This window comes from Streptomyces sp. NPDC102514 (assembly GCF_055584525.1).
Window position 1 is genome coordinate 236,813 of record NZ_JBVJLW010000001.1, and the last position, 18,770, is coordinate 255,582.

General features: G+C 72.6%; 19 protein-coding genes and 1 pseudogene. 11 read left to right on the top strand and 9 right to left on the bottom strand.

Annotated features, from left to right (window positions below; all coding sequences use genetic code 11):
* Window positions 1–85: 85 nt before the first annotated feature.
* The gene (locus ACZ60E_RS01090; RefSeq protein ID WP_469436755.1) at window positions 86–1,537 is read left to right on the top strand and encodes an NAD-dependent succinate-semialdehyde dehydrogenase; all 1,452 of its coding nucleotides are present in this window, start codon (window positions 86–88) and stop codon (window positions 1,535–1,537) included.
* Between the two features lie 153 nt (window positions 1,538–1,690).
* Window positions 1,691–2,200 (top strand): DUF5990 family protein, encoded by a 510-nt coding sequence (locus ACZ60E_RS01095; RefSeq protein WP_469436757.1) that lies wholly within the window; start codon window positions 1,691–1,693, stop codon window positions 2,198–2,200.
* A gap of 67 nt (window positions 2,201–2,267) precedes the next feature.
* On the opposite strand, the gene ACZ60E_RS01100 is transcribed toward ACZ60E_RS01095, so the two are convergent.
* Entirely contained in the window at window positions 2,268–3,137 is an 870-nt protein-coding gene (locus tag ACZ60E_RS01100; RefSeq protein ID WP_469436759.1) for a class I SAM-dependent methyltransferase, read from the bottom strand.
* A 73-nt stretch (window positions 3,138–3,210) separates the two neighbouring features.
* On the opposite strand from ACZ60E_RS01100, the gene ACZ60E_RS01105 reads away from it, so the two are divergent.
* Both ACZ60E_RS01105 and ACZ60E_RS01110 read left to right on the top strand, forming a co-directional pair.
* The gene (locus ACZ60E_RS01105) at window positions 3,211–3,690 is read left to right on the top strand and encodes a helix-turn-helix domain-containing protein (RefSeq protein WP_469436761.1); all 480 of its coding nucleotides are present in this window, start codon (window positions 3,211–3,213) and stop codon (window positions 3,688–3,690) included.
* Window positions 3,691–3,804: 114 nt separating this feature from the next.
* Window positions 3,805–4,224 carry an STAS domain-containing protein gene (locus ACZ60E_RS01110; protein ID WP_384802663.1) on the top strand — a complete coding sequence of 140 codons (420 nt, stop codon included), beginning with the start codon at window positions 3,805–3,807 and terminating at the stop codon, window positions 4,222–4,224.
* Between the two features lie 200 nt (window positions 4,225–4,424).
* On the opposite strand, the gene ACZ60E_RS01115 is transcribed toward ACZ60E_RS01110, so the two are convergent.
* Window positions 4,425–5,924, bottom strand: coding sequence for a hypothetical protein (locus ACZ60E_RS01115; RefSeq protein ID WP_469438285.1), 1,500 nt, complete (start codon window positions 5,922–5,924; stop codon window positions 4,425–4,427).
* A gap of 167 nt (window positions 5,925–6,091) precedes the next feature.
* On the opposite strand from ACZ60E_RS01115, the gene ACZ60E_RS01120 reads away from it, so the two are divergent.
* A complete protein-coding gene (locus ACZ60E_RS01120; RefSeq protein ID WP_469436764.1) occupies window positions 6,092–7,342 on the top strand; it encodes a molybdopterin-dependent oxidoreductase in 1,251 nt (416 codons plus the stop codon).
* Window positions 7,309–7,806, top strand: coding sequence for a hypothetical protein (locus ACZ60E_RS01125; protein ID WP_469436767.1), 498 nt, complete (start codon window positions 7,309–7,311; stop codon window positions 7,804–7,806). The genes ACZ60E_RS01120 and ACZ60E_RS01125 overlap by 34 nt, the downstream gene beginning before the upstream one ends.
* Window positions 7,807–7,961: 155 nt before the next feature.
* On the opposite strand, the pseudogene ACZ60E_RS01130 reads toward ACZ60E_RS01125, so the two are convergent.
* The 3 genes and pseudogenes from ACZ60E_RS01130 to ACZ60E_RS01140 form a co-directional block, all read right to left on the bottom strand.
* Window positions 7,962–8,546, bottom strand: a pseudogene (locus ACZ60E_RS01130) (class I SAM-dependent methyltransferase); the annotation flags it as partial.
* Entirely contained in the window at window positions 8,543–9,160 is a 618-nt protein-coding gene (locus tag ACZ60E_RS01135; RefSeq protein ID WP_469436769.1) for a TIGR04282 family arsenosugar biosynthesis glycosyltransferase, read from the bottom strand. The pseudogene ACZ60E_RS01130 and the gene ACZ60E_RS01135, both read right to left, overlap by 4 nt.
* The gene (locus ACZ60E_RS01140; RefSeq protein ID WP_469436771.1) at window positions 9,157–9,951 is read right to left on the bottom strand and encodes a glycosyltransferase family 2 protein; all 795 of its coding nucleotides are present in this window, start codon (window positions 9,949–9,951) and stop codon (window positions 9,157–9,159) included. Before ACZ60E_RS01140 ends, ACZ60E_RS01135 begins: the two co-directional genes overlap by 4 nt.
* A gap of 103 nt (window positions 9,952–10,054) precedes the next feature.
* Here ACZ60E_RS01140 and ACZ60E_RS01145 point away from each other — a divergent pair, with 103 nt between their 5' ends.
* Both ACZ60E_RS01145 and ACZ60E_RS01150 read left to right on the top strand, forming a co-directional pair.
* On the top strand, window positions 10,055–10,855 hold the full coding sequence (locus ACZ60E_RS01145) for a response regulator transcription factor (RefSeq protein ID WP_469436774.1): 801 nt from the start codon (window positions 10,055–10,057) through the stop codon (window positions 10,853–10,855).
* Complete coding sequence (locus tag ACZ60E_RS01150; protein ID WP_384802645.1) at window positions 10,848–11,963, top strand: sensor histidine kinase; 1,116 nt, start codon at window positions 10,848–10,850, stop codon at window positions 11,961–11,963. The genes ACZ60E_RS01145 and ACZ60E_RS01150 overlap by 8 nt, the downstream gene beginning before the upstream one ends.
* 87 nt (window positions 11,964–12,050) lie before the next feature.
* Here the strand turns inward: ACZ60E_RS01150 and ACZ60E_RS01155 are convergent, their stop codons facing one another.
* Both ACZ60E_RS01155 and ACZ60E_RS01160 read right to left on the bottom strand, forming a co-directional pair.
* The gene (locus ACZ60E_RS01155; RefSeq protein ID WP_469436776.1) at window positions 12,051–13,061 is read right to left on the bottom strand and encodes an NAD-dependent epimerase/dehydratase family protein; all 1,011 of its coding nucleotides are present in this window, start codon (window positions 13,059–13,061) and stop codon (window positions 12,051–12,053) included.
* 53 nt (window positions 13,062–13,114) lie between these two features.
* Complete coding sequence (locus ACZ60E_RS01160; protein ID WP_469436780.1) at window positions 13,115–14,119, bottom strand: helix-turn-helix transcriptional regulator; 1,005 nt, start codon at window positions 14,117–14,119, stop codon at window positions 13,115–13,117.
* A gap of 118 nt (window positions 14,120–14,237) precedes the next feature.
* On the opposite strand from ACZ60E_RS01160, the gene ACZ60E_RS01165 reads away from it, so the two are divergent.
* Entirely contained in the window at window positions 14,238–14,825 is a 588-nt protein-coding gene (locus ACZ60E_RS01165; protein WP_384803074.1) for a DinB family protein, read from the top strand.
* A gap of 3 nt (window positions 14,826–14,828) precedes the next feature.
* A complete protein-coding gene (locus ACZ60E_RS01170) occupies window positions 14,829–15,947 on the top strand; it encodes a winged helix DNA-binding domain-containing protein (RefSeq protein ID WP_469436782.1) in 1,119 nt (372 codons plus the stop codon).
* 91 nt (window positions 15,948–16,038) lie between these two features.
* Here the strand turns inward: ACZ60E_RS01170 and argG are convergent, their stop codons facing one another.
* Window positions 16,039–17,493 (bottom strand): argininosuccinate synthase, encoded by a 1,455-nt coding sequence (argG, locus tag ACZ60E_RS01175; protein ID WP_107014911.1) that lies wholly within the window; start codon window positions 17,491–17,493, stop codon window positions 16,039–16,041.
* 192 nt (window positions 17,494–17,685) lie between these two features.
* Between argG and ACZ60E_RS01180 the strand changes: the two genes are divergently transcribed.
* A complete protein-coding gene (locus ACZ60E_RS01180) occupies window positions 17,686–18,294 on the top strand; it encodes a YciI family protein (RefSeq protein WP_469436786.1) in 609 nt (202 codons plus the stop codon).
* A gap of 31 nt (window positions 18,295–18,325) precedes the next feature.
* Here ACZ60E_RS01180 and ACZ60E_RS01185 read toward each other — a convergent pair whose 3' ends face one another.
* Window positions 18,326–18,667, bottom strand: a complete 342-nt coding sequence (locus ACZ60E_RS01185; RefSeq protein WP_469436788.1) for an SCO4225 family membrane protein — start codon at window positions 18,665–18,667, stop codon at window positions 18,326–18,328.
* Between the last annotated feature and the right edge of the window lie 103 nt (window positions 18,668–18,770).

Below are 18,770 nucleotides of genomic sequence, written 5' to 3' on the forward strand. Positions count from 1 at the left end.
AAGGACCGGCCCCGGCCCGTGCCTCCGGCTCGTGTACAGCCGCACGCCCGCCCCGCCGCCGATCGATCGACTCAGGAGCGACACCATGACCGACACCCCGACCGACACCCCGACCCGGTTGTTCATCGGCGGCGCCTGGGTGGATGCCGCGGACGGCGCCACCCTGCCCGTCGACGACCCCGCGACCGGTGAGATCCTCTGCCATGTCGCCGACGGAGGCCTCAAGGAGGCCAGGCTCGCGGAGGACGCCGCCGTACGGGCCCAGGAGGCCTGGGCCCGTACCGCACCCAGGGCCCGCAGCGAGATCCTGCGCCGCGCACACGAACTCGTCCTCGAACGGACCGACGAACTCGCCCACCTGATGACCTCCGAGATGGGCAAGCCGCTCACCGAGGCCAGGGGAGAGGTGGCGTACGCCGCCGAATTCCTCCGGTGGTTCTCCGAGGAGGCCGTACGCGTCGACGGCGGCCACGGCACGCTGCCCGACGGGCGGCACCGCATGCTGCTCTCCCGCCGCCCCGTCGGCCCCTGTCTGCTGATCACCCCGTGGAACTTCCCGCTGGCCATGGGCGCCCGCAAGATCGGCCCGGCGATCGCTGCGGGCTGCACGATGGTGCTCAAACCGGCTCCGCAGACACCGCTGTCCAGCCTCGCGCTGGCCGCGATCCTCCAGGAGGCCGGGCTGCCGGACGGCGTCCTGAACGTCGTCACCACCTCGCGCGCCGGCGAGGTCTGCGAGCCGCTGCTGCGCGGCGGACGCATCCGCAAACTGTCGTTCACCGGCTCCACGCAGGTGGGACGGCTGCTGCTGGCGCAGTGCGCGGACGCTGTCGTACGCACCTCGATGGAGCTGGGCGGCAACGCGCCCTTCATCGTCTTCGGCGACGCGGACCTCGACAAGGCCGTGGACGGCGCGATGACCGCCAAGATGCGCAACATGGGGGAGGCGTGCACCGCCGCCAACCGCTTCTTCGTGCACCGGTCGGTGGCCGAGGAGTTCGGTGAGCGGCTCGCCCGGCGGATGGGGGCGCTCGTCGTGGGCCCGGGCACGCGCGAGGGAGTCGACGTGGGCCCGCTGATCGACGCGAAGGGCCGCGCCAAGGTGGAGGACCTGGTCGCGGACGCGGTGGAACGCGGCGCCCGGGTGCTCGTCGGCGGCCGTACGCCCGCGGGACCGGGGTGCTTCTATCCGCCGACCGTGCTCGCGGACGTCGACCCCGGCAGCCGTCTGATGGACGCGGAGATCTTCGGCCCGGTCGCCGCGATCCTCACCTTCGACGACGAGGACGAGGTGGTCCGCCGCGCCAACGACACCCCCTGGGGGCTGGTCGGTTACGTCTTCACCGAGGGCCTGGACCGCGCCCTCCGCGTCAGCGAACGCCTGGAGGTCGGCATGGTCGGCCTCAACACCGGCCTGGTCTCCAACCCGGCGGCCCCCTTCGGCGGAGTCAAGCAGTCCGGCCTGGGCAGGGAGGGCGGCAGGGTGGGCATCGACGAATTCCTGGACTACCAGTACGTGGCGATCCCCCGTACATGACGGGGTGCCCCGAAAGGGGCGCGGGGAACTGCGCGCCCAGCCCCGACGAACCCGCAGCTGGACACACACCCCAACTCGCCCGGCGGGCCGCAGGCCGCACGCCGCCGCAGGCCCGGGGCCACATGCCGCCGCCCACGGCGGCATGATGACCCCATGACCGCCCTGCGCATCCGTATCGAAGCCGTAGACCTCCCCGGCCGCACCCACCCCGTCCCCATCAGCCGCAACGGCCCGGAAGAGCCCCGCGAGATCTCCGTGGCCGTACAGCGCCGGAGCAGGCCGGGCGAAGTGCTCGACCCCCACCCCGGGGACGCGGAGTCGGCGACCTGGACCCTGGAGTGCACGGCGACGCCGACGCCGACCGGCACCGACGTGCAGGGCCCCTACGTGCAGGACCGCCTGGGCCGCCGCTTCGTCTACCTGTCCTGGGGCACGGTCGACGAGGAGGGTGTCTTTTCGATGTTCCGGCGCGCCAAGCTCATGCTCGACATGGTCCCTACGGACGTACTCGCGGAGGCCGCCCGTGAGGGCGTACTGGTGGCACGTCTGGGCCTGACCGACCCCCAGGGCGGCCCCCTGTGCGCACGGGTCGTCCCTCCACACGTCACCTGGACCGCCGAACGCGACATCTGCGCGCCGCCCGTCGTCGCGCAGGACGCCTGATCGCGGGACGCCGTCGCGGATCCCGTCTGCCCGTCCGGAGGCCGGGCGTCCGGGTGGGAGCGGTGGCCTACGCCCGCGCGCCGACCGTCCAGCAGGCCGCGGTGAAACGGACCTCGGCACCCCGGACGTACGGGTCGAACGCGGCGCGGACCGTTTCGACGAGGTCCGTACGGGTCCGCTCGTCCGCCTCGCGCAGGACCAGGCCGAGCGGTCCGAGCCGGGTGAAGTAGGGGACGAGTTCGCTCTCGGGCAGGGTGCAGTCGACGTCGAGCGGCTGGATGTCGACCCCGGTCCAGCCGCTCTCCTCCAGGACGCGGCGCACCCTGTCGGGATCCGCGAAGGCGAACTGGCCGGGCTCGTCGGAACGGCGGGCGGGCAGGTCCGGCAGGAACGGTGCCGCGGCGCGTTCGGCCGTCGTCATGAACGGATTCTCCGCGGGGCCGCGCCAGGTGATGAACCTGAGCCCGGCGTCGTCGCGCACGGCACGCCGCAGATTGGTGAAGGCCTTGACGGAGTCGTTGAAGAACATGACTCCGAAACGCGAGACCACCAGGTCGAAGCTGCCGGGCTCGAACGCGTGATCCTGCGCGTCGGCGAGCACGAACGAGGCCGCCCGCGTGCCCTCCTCTCCGCCCTCCTGCCCGGCGCGTGTCCGGGCGACCGTGATCATCGGCTCGGAGAGGTCGACGCCGACGCAGCGCCCCCGCGCGCCGAGCCGCCGCGCGACGGCCAGCGTGGTGCTGCCGGTGCCGCAGCCGACGTCGAGCACCCGGTTCGCCCGTTCGGCGACGGCCGCCTCGACGAGAAGGTCCTCGAAAGGCCTGAACAACTCGTCGAGCACCGCCCGGCTCTCGACCCATGCGCGGCCGGCGGTCCCGTTCCAGCGGGCCGCCTGCTCGTTGTCGGTCCCGTGCGTGATGTCGATGCCCCTGTCCATGGTGTCTCCTGTGCTTGTCTCGCCCGGATGGAGATGACACCGTGCTACTTCAAGTCGACTTGAGGTCAAGAGCATGCCGGAACTGGACATCGCAGAGGTGGCGCACCGCGCCGGGGTGCCCGCCTCGACCCTGCGGTTCTACGAGGAAAAAGGCCTGATCACCCCGACCGGCCGACGGGGTCTGCGGCGTCAGTACGACCCCGCCGTGCTGGAGCGCCTGTCGCTGATCGCGCTGGGCCGCACCGCCGGGTTCTCGCTCGACGAGATCGCCCGCATGTTCGCGCCGGACGGGCAGCCGCGCATCGACCGGCAGTTGCTGGTCGCCCGGGCGGACGAGCTGGACCGGACGATCCAGGAGCTCGCTGTCCTGCGGGACTCCCTGCGGCACGCCGCGGCCTGCCCCGCGCCGAGCCACGTCGAATGCCCCACTTTCCGTCGCCTCCTCAGGGCCGCGGCGGCTGGTGTAGTCGGAGCGCCACGGAAGAGAACACCGAAGGGGGCACCGAAAAGGACACCGGGAACGCCACGGAAGCAGAGTCCCGGCCAACCGTGATCCACCGCGCGGAGCGAGTTTCGCCCCGCGCCGTTGCCCGCTCGAATGCGGGGCACACGCACGCGTACGGGTACGTGCCACAGGGCGCCCGTGGCATTGGAACCGGGAGGTGTGATGTCCACGAAGACCCACCGCCTGACCATCACCCAGATAACCGAGGGCGAGCACTGCGCGGTCCTGCGGATCAGCGGCGAACTCGACCAGAGCTGCGAGGAGTACTTCCTGGGTACCCTCGCCGCCATCGTCGACGCGGGACGACGGCACCTGGTGCTCGATGTGACAGCGCTCGTCTTCTGCGACTCACGTGGGCTGAACTGCCTGCTCGCGATCAGATGGCTGCTGAAACGCCTGGACGGTCGGCTCATCCTGGCCGGAGCGGGCCGCAGACTCTCCGAATTGCTCGTTCAGACGGGCAGTACGGAGCTGCTGCCCGTCCGCCGCGCGGTCGGGCCGGCCCTGCTGGAACTCCCCGAGGCCCATCGCCCCACCTGGCCCCCCACGCCCGATCCCGACGACAAGCGAGGCGACGAGTGAGGACCGGGGGACGGACGGGCAGGGAGGGGGCGTCCACCGCATCGGCCGGACGCAAAAAACGCCGGGCCCGCCACTACGGGGGGAAGTGACGGGACCGGCTGAGGTACAACCTGCCACACCCGCGCGGGAAAATACGGTTCTTTGGGCGGCGGGCGAGCAAAAGAATCGTGACGGTGTCCTGACGACGGGCACGAGGGCGGTCACCAACCGGTCAGCAGCAGATGGTTGAGGAGCAGGGCGAGTACGGCCTGGGCGCCCAGCCAGGCCCGGGGACGGCTGAGCAGCGCGCATGCCGGCAGCAGCCACATCGCGAAGGGCAGCCAGATGCGTTCGGTCTCGGCCTTGCTCATCCCGGACAGGTCGGCGATGAGCAGGGCGAGCAGCCCGCACAGGACGAGCAGGGCGAGCCGGGCCCGAGCGCCGGCCCGCAGCGACGCGCCGCCTGTCTCCGGAGACTCGACGCCGACTGCCGGAGACCCGGCGCCGGGCACTCGACGTACGACCCCCGGCTCCCGGTCCTCGCGGTGGGGCAGCAGCCCGTGGCGTCCACGGACCAGTGCGACGGCCGCGCGCCGGAGCCCGGCCGCCGTCGCGAGACCCGTGATGAGGACCGTGCACGCGAGGTTCGCCCACACCCAGTAGCCGTAGGGCCGGATACCGCCCGCGCCGTCGTAGTAGCGCGCGACCAGGAGGTGGTACGCCTCCCACCAGTCGAACCCGGCCGGCGTGAACGCCACGGGGACGACGGCGAGACCGGCGACCAGGAAGGCGGCGCGGGAGACGAGGCAGGGGAGCACCCGGACCCGGCTCCGCCCGAGGAACAGCACGCCCGCACCGATCACCGCCATGAGCGTGAGCCCGTACGAGAGGTAGCAGGTCAGGCCGAAGAGGAGGCCGGAGGTGAAGGCGGTGGCTCTGGCCCGGGGGCCCTTCGGTGTGGTCACGGCGAGTGCGAGTGCCGCGATCGACCAGGCGGCGACCGCGGCGAAGTACGCGTCGGCCGACGTGCCCATCCACACCGCCGCCGGTGCGAGCACCAGGAACGGTGCCGCGCGCCGCGCCGACTCCTCGTCGGCGAGCCTGCGCACGGTCACCAGTACGGCGACGCAGGCGGTGGCGCCGACCGTGATGCACCAGGTTCCGGCCCAGCCGCCGCCGCTCAGCCCGATCCGGTCGAGGAGGACGAAGGTGAGGGAGGCGGCGGGCGGATGTCCGGCCACATGCGGCGGCCAGTGGTCCGGTGAGTCGAGCGGGATGTGGCGGGTGAAGTCCCGCAGGGTCGCCGGGATGTCGTGGAAGCGGTCGATGACCTGGAGGTACTCGTAACGGGTGGTGAGCCGGGCGGCCACGCCCCGGTGCCATCCGTCGATCAGGGCCAGCGACCAGATCCAGGCCATGGCACCCGCCCAGGAGGCGCCCAGCAGCGCACGCCAGGGCAGGCGCGCGGCGAGGACGGGACCGTACGCCACGACGCCCAGCGCGACCGCCACCGCGGCCGGGGTACCCGGTCCGATGTGCGGGTCCCAACTCGCCCACAGCGGCGGCCAGTCCGCGAACAGGGTGTGGTCGGTCTGCTCGATGTGGCGGCCGATCAGCACGGCCGCGAGGACGAGGAGCAGGGCGGCCGACGCCGTGGCCAGGTCGCGCAGGGTCCGGCCGCGAGGAGTCCGGCTGCCAGGAGTCGGGCTGTCAGGAGTCAGGTCACGAGGATCGAGGGCGCGCGACGTCGGGTGTCGCAGAGGGGAGCGGATCACACGGGAACGCTAGGGCGGCAGGAGCCGATCCGGGTCGCCCGCCCTGCGGACGTCAGCGTTTCGTCATGGTTCGCAGGCCCTGCCCGGGGCCCTTTCCTGCCTACGGTCGGGCCATGCGCGACCACTCCCCAAGGCTTCCCACCTCACCCGGTTTCTGGCGCAGTCCGCTGCGCGGTCCCTGGTTCACCTCGGTACTCGGCCTCGTCCTGCTCGTCGGCATCACCGTGCTGTTCGTGACAGGTCTGCTGTCCTACGCCGCCTACAACCCCGGCCTGTCGCCGGTGAACGACAAGACCCCGGACAAGGGCATCCTCGGTTTCTACCTCTTCGCGTGGCCCACCGGCCCGTACTGGCTCTACCGCCTCACACAAGGGGTTCACGTCACGCTCGGCGTCACCCTGATCCCCGTGCTGCTGGCCAAGCTGTGGTCGGTGGTGCCGAAGCTGTTCGCGCTGCCGCCGGCCCGTTCGCTCACCCATGCGCTGGAGCGGATCTCGTTGCTGCTGCTGGTCGGGGGCGCGCTGTTCGAGTTCGTGACCGGCGTGCTCAACGTCCAGCTCGACTACCTCTTCCCGGGGTCCTTCTACCCGCTCCACTTCTACGGCGCATGGGTGTTCTTCGCCGCGTTCGTCACCCACGCCGTACTGAAGACACCGGCCGCCGTACGGAACGTACGCCGCATGCGGCAGGGCCAGGAGACAGCGGACGGAGGGGAGTTGGTCTCTCCCCGGCCCGATCCCGCGACCGTCTCCCGGCGTGGGGCGCTGTGGTTCGTCGGCGGTGGATCCCTGCTGCTGTTCGGGACGACGGCGGGGCGGAGCTTCGACGGGCCGCTGCGGCGCACGGCCCTCCTCGCGCCGCACGGCGGAGCCGACCCGGGCAGCGGCCCGAACGGCTTCCAGATCAACAAGACGGCCGCCTACGCGGGCATCGACGACGCGGAGACGGGCGAGGACGCATGGCGGCTCGTCGTCACGGGACGGACGGGCACGGTCCGGCTGAGCCGGACCGAGCTGCTTCAACTTCCGCTCCACAGCGCGTCGTTGCCGATCGCGTGTGTCGAGGGCTGGTCGACCTCGGACCAGTGGTGGCGCGGTGTGCGGCTGCGTGACCTCGCGGCGCTCGTCGGCCACGACGGCGATCCGCCGGACGTCCTCGTCGAGTCCCTCCAGCGGCACGGCTCCTTCCGCCGCGCGGCCCTGCGCGCCAACCAGGTCGCGGACCCGCGCTCCCTGCTCGCCCTGCAGGTCAACGGCGAGGACCTGAGCCCGGATCACGGCTACCCGGCACGGATCGTCGTGCCCGCCGCGCCCGGTGTGCTGAACACGAAATGGGTGGCCCGTATGACGTTCGGAGACCTGTGATGAGGAAACCGCCCAGGGGGACCATGCAACTCCTGCTGCTCGCCTGCTCGTTCGCCCTCGCGGGCTATGCCGGCGTACGGCTGCTCGGCGACGACTGGCTCGGGGTGACCCTGTGGTTCGTGGGGGCGGCCCTGCTGCACGACTTGGTGCTGCTTCCGTTGTACGCGGTGGCCGACCGCGGGGTCGTCCGGGTGTTCGGCGCGGCCGGCCACCGGGAGCGGACGATGTACGTCCGTGTCCCGGCGGCCCTGTCCGCGCTGCTCCTGCTGGTCTGGTTCCCGCTGATCGGCGGTCAGGTGGACCGGCGGTACCGGATGGCGACCGGGCTGCCCGCGGACGGCTTCCTCGGCCGCTGGCTGCTGATCACCGCCGCCCTCTTCGCCGGGTCGGCGCTGCTCTTCCTGCTGCGCCTGAGGCTCCGGCTGCGCAGGGCGACGAAGGACCGTCCGCCGGTCGTCCACTGATCGACGGCGGTCCAGCCCGCGCGGGTCGCGTGCCGGATCAGGGCGCGCGTCCCGATCCGGGCCCAGGGGAACGGCGTACCCGGTGCGGCGGGAGTGCCGGGGCCATCGGCGTCGCGCGCGTCCGTGATGTGTACACGGACGCGCTCGTCGACGTCCATCGGCACGGTCTCGGCGATCAGCAGCCCGGCCGGGACCAGCAGGTCGGCCAGCCTGGCGAGGAGCGCGCGCGGATCGCCGCCGATGCCGATGTTGCCGTCGACGAGGAGTGCGGTGTCCCAGCGGCCCTCGGCGGGGAGCGGCTCGAAGACGGAGCGGCGCAGGGCGGTGCCGCCGAGCCGCGTGGTCCGGCTGACGGCCGCCGCGCTGACGTCGATGCCGAGGACACGCCGTCCCTGCCCGGCGAGTTCCGCGACGAGCCGGCCCGGGCCGCAGCCGATGTCGAGCACGGAACCCTCGCACCGGCCCAGGATCTCCAGGTCCACCGCGTCGGCGCGGGCACACCAGCGTTCCACTTCCAGCGGCAGCAGCCAGCCGTCGGCCCGGCGCAGGAAGAGGGGACCGCGGCCGGTGCGCAGCGCGCGGGTGTACGGGTCGGCGCCGGCCCACGCGGGCTGGGCGGGCGGTGGGACGAGGTCGCCCGACGGGAAGTCACTCACCGGGAAGTCGTCCTCCGAGGAGTCGCCGATCGGGGATTCGTCCACCGTGGATCCGTGCACGGATCCGTTCATGGGTCGGTTCATCGTCCGGCGACCGCCGTGAGTCCGGCGAGACGGGCGGCGAAGCGGCCCCGGGGTGCGAGCGCGGCGACCGCCTCGGCGTCGGCGGCCGTGTCGACGTCCCGCAGCGGCGGCAGGTCGCGTACGCGCAGCCCGGCGGAGATGAGCCGGCCGCGCTGCACGGCCCCGGTGGTGGGCGTCGACATCGGCACCCCGCGCAGCAGTCGCGGATCGGGTTCGGCCAGCCCCAGCGCCCAGAAACCGCCGTCCTCGGCCGGGCCGAAGACGGCGTCGCAGTGCGTGAAGTCCACGCCGAGCAGGGCCGGTGTCACCTGGGGTGTGTCCATTCCGATGAGCAGCGTGGGTCCGTCACAGCCGGCGAAGGCCGCGGCCAGCCGCTCGTCGAGACCTCCACCGCACTGCGGTACGACGTCGAAGCCGGGCGGCAACCACGGGCCCGGCGCCCCTTCCAGGACGAGCACCCGGCGGGTGGCGGGCGTGGCGGCCACGGCGTACAGAGTGTCGGCGAGTGCCGCCTCGGCGAGGGCGGCGGCCTCCACCGGGGTGAACGGCGGAGTGAGCCGGGTCTTGACCCGCCCCGGCCGCGGCTCCTTGGCGATGACGAGCAGTGTGGTCATCGGGGGGTGCCTCCTTGGGCGACTTGGACTGAGGCTGGGTTCTGGTCTTGGGCTGGTTTCTGGACCTGGTCCCGGACCTGGGCCAGGGCTGCGTCCGAGGTGGGGGATGCGGGTTCGGCCAGTACGCGGCTCATGTCCCGGACGGCCTGCCAGGTGCCGAGCCAGGTGCCGGTCACCTTGGAGGCGCCCGTACGGGGCAGATAGGGCACGTCGTGCTCGGCGATCCGCCAGCCCGCGTCGGCGGCGCGCACGACCATCTGCAGCGGATAGCCGCTGCGCCGGTCGGTGAGCCCGAGAGCCAGCAGGGACTCGCGGCGGGCGGCGCGCAGGGGGCCGAGGTCGTGCAGCCGGAGCCCGGTGCGGCGGCGCAGCAGCCGGGCGAGCGCGAGGTTGCCTGCCCGGGCGTGGGCGGGCCAGGCGGACCGGCCTTGCGGGCGGCGTCTGCCCAGTACCAAGTCGGCCTCGCCTGAACGTACTTGGCGTACGAAGGGGAGGAGGAGCGACGGATCGAGCGAGGCGTCGCAGTCGCAGAAGCAGACGATGTCGGCGGTGGCGGCGGCGAGCCCCGCGTGGCAGGCGGCCCCGAAGCCGCGGCGCGGTTCGTCGACGACGTGTGCGCCGAGAGCGCGGGCGATGTCGGCCGAGCCGTCGGTGGAACCGTTGTCCACGACGAGGGCCCGCCAGCCGGGCGGGATGCGGGCGAGGACCCAGGGCAGGGCCTCGGCCTCGTTCAGGCAGGGGAGGACCACGTCGACAGGAGGTGGGGCGGGAGGGGTTGTCACGCCCTTCACCCTACGAACGCGAAATGCGCATTTCGGGCATCGGGTCCTTACGAAACAGGGACGTCGGGGTGCGGGGGCGGCACGGGGGACAGCGCGGTGCGAGGCTTGGCGCATGCACCAGCCGCACGAACCGACACCGGCTCCTCGCGCCGCCCCGCAGACCGCCCGCATCCTGGTGGTCGACGACGACCCCACCGTGGCCGAGGTCGTCTCCGGATACCTCGACCGGGCCGGATACGGCGTCGACCGGGCCGGCGACGGCCCCGACGCGCTCGCACGCGCCGCCGCGCACTGGCCCGACCTCGTGGTCCTGGACCTGATGCTGCCCGGCATGGACGGCCTGGAGGTGTGCCGGCGGCTGCGCGAGCGCGGACCCGTGCCCGTCATCATGCTCACCGCCCGTGGCGACGAGGACGACCGCATCATGGGCCTCGAAGTGGGCGCGGACGACTACGTCACCAAGCCGTTCAGCCCGCGCGAGCTGGTGCTGCGGGTGGAGTCGGTGCTGCGCCGCACCCGGCCCGCCGTCGCCGCACGGCCACTGAGCGCGGCCGGGCTGACCGTCGACCCCGCCGCCCGCCGCGCCTCCAAGCAGGGCACGGAACTCGCCCTCACCCTGCGGGAGTTCGACCTGCTGGCCTTCCTCCTGCGGCACCCGGGCCGCGCGTTCGCCCGGGAGGATCTGATGCGCGAGGTGTGGGGGTGGGACTTCGGGGACCTGTCGACCGTGACCGTCCACGTCCGGCGGCTGCGCGGCAAGGTCGAGGACGATCCGGCGCGGCCCCGGCTGATCCAGACGGTGTGGGGCGTCGGCTACCGCTTCGACCCGACCGCCGACGCACCTGCCGCTCCCGCCGACGCACCCGCTCCCGCCGTCGAAGACGGCCCCCAGGAAGAGGCCGACCATGAGTGACATGCTGCTGATCGCCCTGTACGCCTTCGCGGGTGCCGCGGCCGCGGGGCTGGCCGGAGCGGGTGCGCTGCGCCTGATCAGGCGCCGTTCGCTCACCGTGTCCCTCGCCGTGGTGGCCGCCGTGGCGGTGACCGCGATGCTCGCCGGAACACTGGCCGTGGCGCAGGCGATGTTCCTGTCCGCACACGATCTGAGCGTGGTCACCACGGTCGTCGCGATGGCGGCCGTCGTCTCCATGGTCACCGCACTGCTTCTCGGCCGCTGGGTCGTCGCCCGCAGCCACGAACTCGTCGTGGCCGCCCGCTCCTTCGGCGACGGCGGCGACTTCACCGCCCCCGACGCCCCCGCGACCGCCGAACTCGCCGCGGTCAGCCGTGAACTGGCGGCCACCAGCGCCAGACTCGCCGAGTCCCGGATGCGCGAGCGCGCCCTGGAGTCCTCCCGCCGTGAACTCGTCGCCTGGATCTCGCACGACCTGCGCACCCCGCTCGCCGGGCTCCGCGCGATGTCGGAGGCGCTGGAGGACGGCGTGGCCGCCGACCCCCAGCGCTATCTGCGCCAGATCCGTACCGAGGTCGACCGCCTCAACGACATGGTCGGCGACCTCTTCGAACTCTCCCGCATACACGCCGGAACGCTCGCCCTGTCCCTGTCCCGCATGTCGCTGTACGACCTGGTCAGCGACGCCCTCGCCGGAGCGGACCCGCTCGCCCGCCGGCACGGGGTACGGCTGGTGGGCGACCTCGTCGAACCATTGCCGGTCGAGGTGGACGGCAAGGAGATGAGCCGGGTCCTCGGCAACCTCCTGGTCAACGCGATCCGGCGCACCCCGGCCGACGGCACGGTCGCGGTGGCCGCCGCCCGTTCGGCCGACGGAGTCGTGCTGTCCGTCAGCGACGGCTGCGGGGGCATCCCCGAGCAGGACCTCCCGCGCGTCTTCGACACGGGCTGGCGAGGCTCCGACGCCCGCACGCCCCCGGCCGGAGCCGGCCTCGGACTCGCCATCGTCCAGGGCATCGTGGAGGCCCACCGGGGCCGCGCCACCGTGCGCAACATCTCCGGCGGCTGCCGCTTCGAGGTGACCCTGCCCGCGGCGGCCGGAACGTGAGAGCGGACCTCGACCCACCGGATCGGCAAGCAACGTGAACGGTCGGCCAATCACGTGGGCGGTCGACCGGACACCTCGGTGACGGACTCACTCGCCCCGCAGGCGCGCCACCGCGAACTCCCGCATGCCCTCGCTGAATCCGACCTCGGGTTTCCACCCCAGCCCGGTCCGCAGCCGGGACGAGTCCGCGGTGATGTGCCGTACGTCCCCGAGCCGGAACTCCCCGGTCACCACGGGCGCGGGCCCGCCGTACGCGTCGGCCAGCGCCCGCGCCATCTCGCCGACCGTGTGCGGCTCCCCGCTGCCCACGTTGTACGCCGTCAGCGCGCCGCCCGCCGCATCCGCCTCCAGCGCCGTCACATTGGCCGCCGCCACATCCCGTACCTCCACGAAGTCCCGCCGCTGACCGCCGTCCTCGAAGACCCGGGGAGCCTCACCGCGGGCCAGCGCCGAACGGAAGAAGGACGCGACACCGGCGTACGGGGTGTCGCGGGGCATCCCGGGCCCGTAGACGTTGTGGTACCTCAGCGAGACCGCCGTACCGTCCGTCGAACGCGCCCACGCGGCGGCCAGGTGTTCCTGCGCGAGCTTGGTCGTCGCGTACACGTTGCGGGGGTCGGCCGGGGCGTCCTCGCCGACGAGACCGGGCACCAGGTCCGCTCCGCAGGACGGGCAGCGCGGCTCGAACCGGCCCGCCGTCAGATCGGCGGCCGACCGCGGCCCGGGGCGCACCCCGCCGTGCCGCGCACAGGAGTACCGGCCCTCCCCGTACACGACCATCGACCCGGCCAGGACGAGCCGCCGCACCCCGGCCTCGGCCATCGCCGCCAGGAGCACGGCGGTGCCGAGGTCGTTGTGGGAGACGTACTCGGCCGCGTCCGCGACGCCCTTGCCCAGGCCGACCATCGCCGCCTGGTGACAGACCGCGTCGACCCCGGAGAGGGCCGCCGACACCGCGCCGCGATCGCGGACGTCACCGCCGCCCGCTCCCCGTACGGCACGTACGTCGAACACCACGGGCTCGTGCCCGCCCGTCCGCAGCGCCTCGACGACATGGGACCCGATGAACCCGGCACCGCCGGTGACCAGTACTCGCATGCGCCGAACCCTAGGTCCGCTCCCTGCCCGGGAGCAGGGGTACGCGCCCCACGTCACCGGTCCGTAAGAGGTCGCTCCCGGCCGGCTGCGGCGTCGGCGTAGCGGCGGGCCAACAGCGCGAACGCGTCCTTGAGTTCGGCGGGGCCCACGACCTCGACGTCGGCGTCGAAGCGGCCGACGGTGGCGGCCAGGCCGACCCAGGACCACGAGCCGAGGGTGACCCTGCAACGCTCCGGCCCGAGCGCCTCGACGACTCCGTCGTGCACGTACGGGGCCACGTCGGAGGCGGGCTTGGCGAGGATCACCTCGCCGCGGCAGGGCCAGTCGCCGGAGCCGTCGGAGCCCCGGAACCTGGCAGCCACGAAGGCGGCCACGTCACCGCCGGGGAGTTCGCGCGGGACGAAGCGGGGGCCGGTGGGGATGCGCGGGGTGATCCGGTCGGCGCGGAAGGTCCGCCAGTCCTCGCGGTCCAGGTCCCAGGCGACGAGATACCAGCGTCCGCCCCAGGTGACCAGGTGGTGGGGCTCGACCCTGCGTGGGGGTGCCGGGGACTCCGGAGCCGCCGCAGCCGCCGGGGTGTAGTCGAAGCGCAGTACCTCACAGGCGTGGACGGTCGCACCGAGGGTCAGGAGCACACCGCTGTCGAGCTGGGGCGCCGGCCGGGACACGGGCCGCTCGACGGCGGTGACCTGAAGGGTGTCGATCCGGCGGCGCAGCCGCGCGGGCATGACCTGCCGCACGGTGGCCAGCGCGCGCACCGACGCCTCCCCGATCCCGGCACCGGACACGGTCGCGATCCGGAGCGCGACGGCCAGGGCCACGGCCTGCTCGTCGTCGAACAGCAGCGGCGGCAGCTCCGTACCGGCGTCGAGGCGGTATCCGCCGTCCGGCCCCTTGAAGGCGACGATGGGATAGCCGAGTTCGCGCAGGCGGTCGACATCGCGCCGCACGGTGCGCGGACTGATGTCCAGCCGCTCGGCCAGCAGCCCCCCGGGCCAGTCCCGGCGCGCCTGGAGCAGCGAGAGCAGGGACAGCAGTCGCGCTGAGGTTTTCGGCATGGCTCCATGGTGCACGGAGTAGCGGACACTTCCTGACCGCTTCTCCTGAGATTGTCTTCCTGTGCCCGACAGAGACAGCCGGAGCGCGAACCCCGACGAGAAGAAGGACGCGATCACCATGACCGACGTGACCGCCACGACCACCCCCCGGCCCGACCTCGACCCCGAGCGGAGCGACCTGCTCGCCGAACTCGCGACCGTCCGGTCCGCTCTGACGGCCACGGCCCGCGATCTCAGCGACGAACAGGCCGGCCAGAGCCCCACCGTCAGCACGCTGTCCCTCGGCGGGCTGATCAAGCATGTCGCGGCCATCGAGGAGAGCTGGCTGCGCTTCGTGACCGAGGGCCCCTCCGCGATGTCCTTCGCCCTGCCGGACGGTGTCACCTGGGCCGACTTCGCGGCCGGTACCGCACGTGAGTTCCCGCAGTGGGCGATCGACCACCAGAACAACTTCCGGATGCTGCCCGGCGAGACGCTGGCCGGGATCGTCGAACGGTACGAGCAGGTGGCCGCCAGGACCGAGGAGATCGTCGCCGGTCTGCCCGACCTGTCCGTGACGCACCCGCTGCCCGAGGCGCCCTGGAACGCGCCGGGGTCGGTGCACAGCGCCCGCCGGGTGCTGATGCACGTCATCGCGGAGACCGCCCAGCACGCCGGCCACGCGGACATCCTGCGCGAGTCGCTCGACGGCCAGAAGTCGACCTGAGCGGTGGGTACTTCGACCGCTCTCGTGCTCGGCACCCGGGCGCTCAACCGCGCGACGCTGGCTCGGCAGCTGCTGCTCGACCGTGCCGGCCCGCCGGTCCTCGACGCGGTCGCCCACCTCGGCGGTCTGCAGGCGCAGGAACCGCAGGAACCGTTCGTCGGGCTCTGGTCCAGGCTGTCCGCGTTCGACCCGTCGGAGCTCTCGGACCTGCTGACCGGGCGCAAGGTGGTGCGCACCCACCTCATGCGCCGGACCGTCCACCTGGTCACCGCCGACGACGCCCTGGCCTGGCGGGGCCGCCACACGGCCATGCTGCGCCAGCGTGTGCTCGGGACGTACCGCCAGGAACTCGGCGGGGTGGACCTCGACGAGCTCGCGGCGGCCGGCCGGGCCGTCATGGCCGACGGCGAGCCCCGCACGATGACCGAGCTGGCGCGGGCGGTCGCAGAGCGCTGGCCGGAACCGGGGCCGCGGGCCCTGGGCGAAATGCTGATCGCCGCCCTCGTCCCGATGGCGCAGCTCCCGCCGCGCGGGCTCTGGCGGACGAGAGCGGGGGTCCGCAATGTGACGCTCTCCGCCTGGCTGGGGCGCGAAGCCGACCCGCCGGACAGGGACGGTTCCGATCCGGTGGGCCAGGCGCTGGTCCGGCGCTATCTGGCCGCGTTCGGCCCCGCCGCCTCGGCCGATCTGCGCGCCTGGTGCGGCCTGGCGGGCCTGCCCGCCGCGATCGCGGCCGTCCGCGGAGAGCTGGTCGCCTTCCGTGACGAGCGGGGCCGGGAGCTGCTGGACCTGCCCGACGCGCCGCGTCCCGACCCGGACACACCGGCCCCGGTGCGGTTCCTGCCGGCGTTCGACAACGCGATCCTCGGCTACCAGGACCGCGGCCGGATCATCGACGACGCACACCGCGGTCTGTCGGTCGCCGGTGAGCGTGTCGTCCTGGTCGACGGCCGGGTCGCCGCGACCTGGACGGTCGGCAAGGACGCCACCGTGACGGTCACCCCGTTGCACGGTTTCTCCCGGACCGACCGCACCGCCGTGGCGGACGAGGGGGAGGCGCTGGCCGCGTTCCTGTCCGACGGCGACAGCCACGACGTCCGGATCGCGGAGGCCGCCCGCTGATCGATCCGGCCGCTGAACAGACTGATGGGTGGGCCCGGCGCCAACAGCGCCGGGCCCACCCATCAGTCGTTCGTCGCGCTGCGGGGGGACATCAGTCCGTGCCGAACTCCATCGCCGCGCGGTCCAGCAGCTCGTCGTCCTCGGAGACCTCGCCGCGGGAGGCGATGGCCTCGGCGCCGCCCTGCGGCATCTCCGGCATGCTGCCGATCAGCCCGGTCGAGGCCGCCTGGGCGGCACCGATGGAGGGGCTGCCCGTGCCGATCAGACCGAGACCGGCGTACTGCTCCAGTTTGGCGCGCGAGTCCGCGATGTCGAGGTTGCGCATGGTGAGCTGGCCGATCCGGTCCACCGGGCCGAACGCCGAGTCCTCGGTGCGCTCCATGGACAGCTTGTCCGGGTGGTAGCTGAACGCCGGGCCGCGGGTGTCGAGGATCGAGTAGTCCTCGCCGCGCCGCAGCCGCAGGGTCACCTCGCCGGTGATGGCCGCGCCGACCCAGCGCTGCAGCGACTCGCGCACCATCAGGGCCTGCGGGTCCAGCCACCGGCCCTCGTACATGAGCCGGCCGAGGCGCCGTCCCTCGTTGTAGTACTGGGCGATCGTGTCCTCGTTGTGGATCGCGTTGACCAGACGCTCGTACGCGGCGTGCAGCAGGGCCATGCCCGGTGCCTCGTAGATACCGCGGCTCTTGGCCTCGATGATCCGGTTCTCGATCTGGTCCGACATGCCCATGCCGTGGCGACCGCCGATGGCGTTGGCCTCCATCACCAGATCGACGGCGGAGGCGAACTCCTTGCCGTTGATCGTGACCGGGCGGCCCTGGTCGAAGCCGATCGTCACGTCCTCGGTGAGGATCTCGACCTCGGGGTCCCAGAACCGGACGCCCATGATCGGCTCCACGGTCTCGACGCCCGTGTCCAGGTGCTCCAGGGTCTTGGCCTCGTGGGTGGCGCCCCAGATGTTGGCGTCGGTGGAGTACGCCTTCTCCGTGCTGTCGCGGTAGGGCAGGTCATGGGCGACCAGCCACTCCGACATCTCCTTGCGGCCACCGAGCTCGGTCACGAAGTCCGCGTCGAGCCAGGGCTTGTAGATCCGCAGATGCGGGTTGGCGAGCAGCCCGTACCGGTAGAACCGCTCGATGTCGTTGCCCTTGAAGGTCGAGCCGTCGCCCCAGATCTGGACGTCGTCCTCAAGCATCGCCCGCACCAGCAGGGTGCCGGTGACGGCACGGCCCAGCGGCGTGGTGTTGAAGTAGGCACGCCCGCCCGAGCGGATGTGGAACGCCCCGCAGGTGAGCGCGGCGAGTCCCTCCTCGACCAGCGCGGCACGGCAGTCGACGAGACGCGCGAGTTCGGCACCGTAGGCCTTGGCGCGGCCGGGCACCGAGGCGATGTCGGGCTCGTCGTACTGGCCGATGTCGGCGGTGTAGGTGCAGGGAACGGCGCCCTTGTCGCGCATCCACGCGACCGCGACCGAGGTGTCGAGTCCGCCGGAGAAGGCGATACCGACGCGCTCGCCGGCGGGAAGGGAGGTAAGGACCTTAGACATAGGAAGATTATGCATCAGTTCGCATGAACATGCAACGAGGGTCGAACGGCGGGCCCCGGCCCATGGATGCCCGTCTCCGAGGGCCGCTGTCCGCCGTAATTCCGTGCCGCGCGGAACGGGCGTTGGTACGATCCGTTGCCGCCCGGCGCGGCCGAACGGGTGAGCCTGTGGAGGGTGAGGTGCGGAGGCGGGATGGAGTACTTCTTCTACTGCCGTGACCGGCCAGGATCCATGCCGCTGCGGTGGGAGCTGAACGAGGCGCACTGGGCATTCATGGACCGCTACGCCGAGGAGATGATCGCGCGCGGTCCCACGCTCGGCGCCGACGGCGAGACGGCGACCGGCAGCATGCACATCGTGGACCTCCCCGGCGCGGCAGCCGCGCACGCGTTCGCGTTCGACGAGCCCAACTACAAGGCCGGTGTCTACGAGGATGTCCTTATACGCCGCTGGAAGAACACCCTCGGCCGCACGATGTGGCAGTACGGGAGCGGGACGCCCGGCTTCCGGCGCTTCCTGGTCATCGCGCACGGGGTGCCGGGCGCGACCGCGGCCCGCGACGCCCTGGAGGCGGACCACCACCGCCATCTCGACCACGGCCACCGTGAACGCCTCATCGCGTACGGCCCGTTGCTCTCCCAGGACGGCACCGACTGGATGGGCACCGCCCTGCTGGTCGAACTGCCGGACCGGGACGCCGCCGAAGCCATGATGGCGGACGAACCGTACGCACGAGGCGGGCTGTACCGGAGCGTCGAGATCCACGACTGGCGGTTCGGCGGGCGCCCCGCCGCCGAGTGAGGCGCCGGACCCGGCCGCATCCGGGCCGGGTTCAGGCGCGGTGCTGGCGGAACCTGCCCCGCAGGCGGGTGCGTACGGACTGCTGGAGCAGGCCGAGGGCGAACGACTGGAACAGGCCGGAGGTGACCATCCCGGCCGTGTTGAACGCGACCGACGCCCTGGTGTCGAGCATCGGGTCGAGCCAGATGTCCACCACCGTCACCAGGCCGGAGGCGGGCGCGGTGAAGAGCGCCGGCCACACCCAGATCAGGCCGGGATCCTCGGCGAACCTCGTGACGGCCGAAGCGACGACGATGGACCCGCCCACGACGGTCAGGTAGACCGCCGACGTGGGATTGGCGAAGGTCAGACGGGCGACGGTACGCGTGTTCATGAAGTCCTCCCCCAGGACTCGGAACGCGGATCTGCCCTCATGGTCCGGCGGAGGCACGGCTTCGTCCTGAGTACGCGTACTCAGGACGAAGGGCGGGGGACGG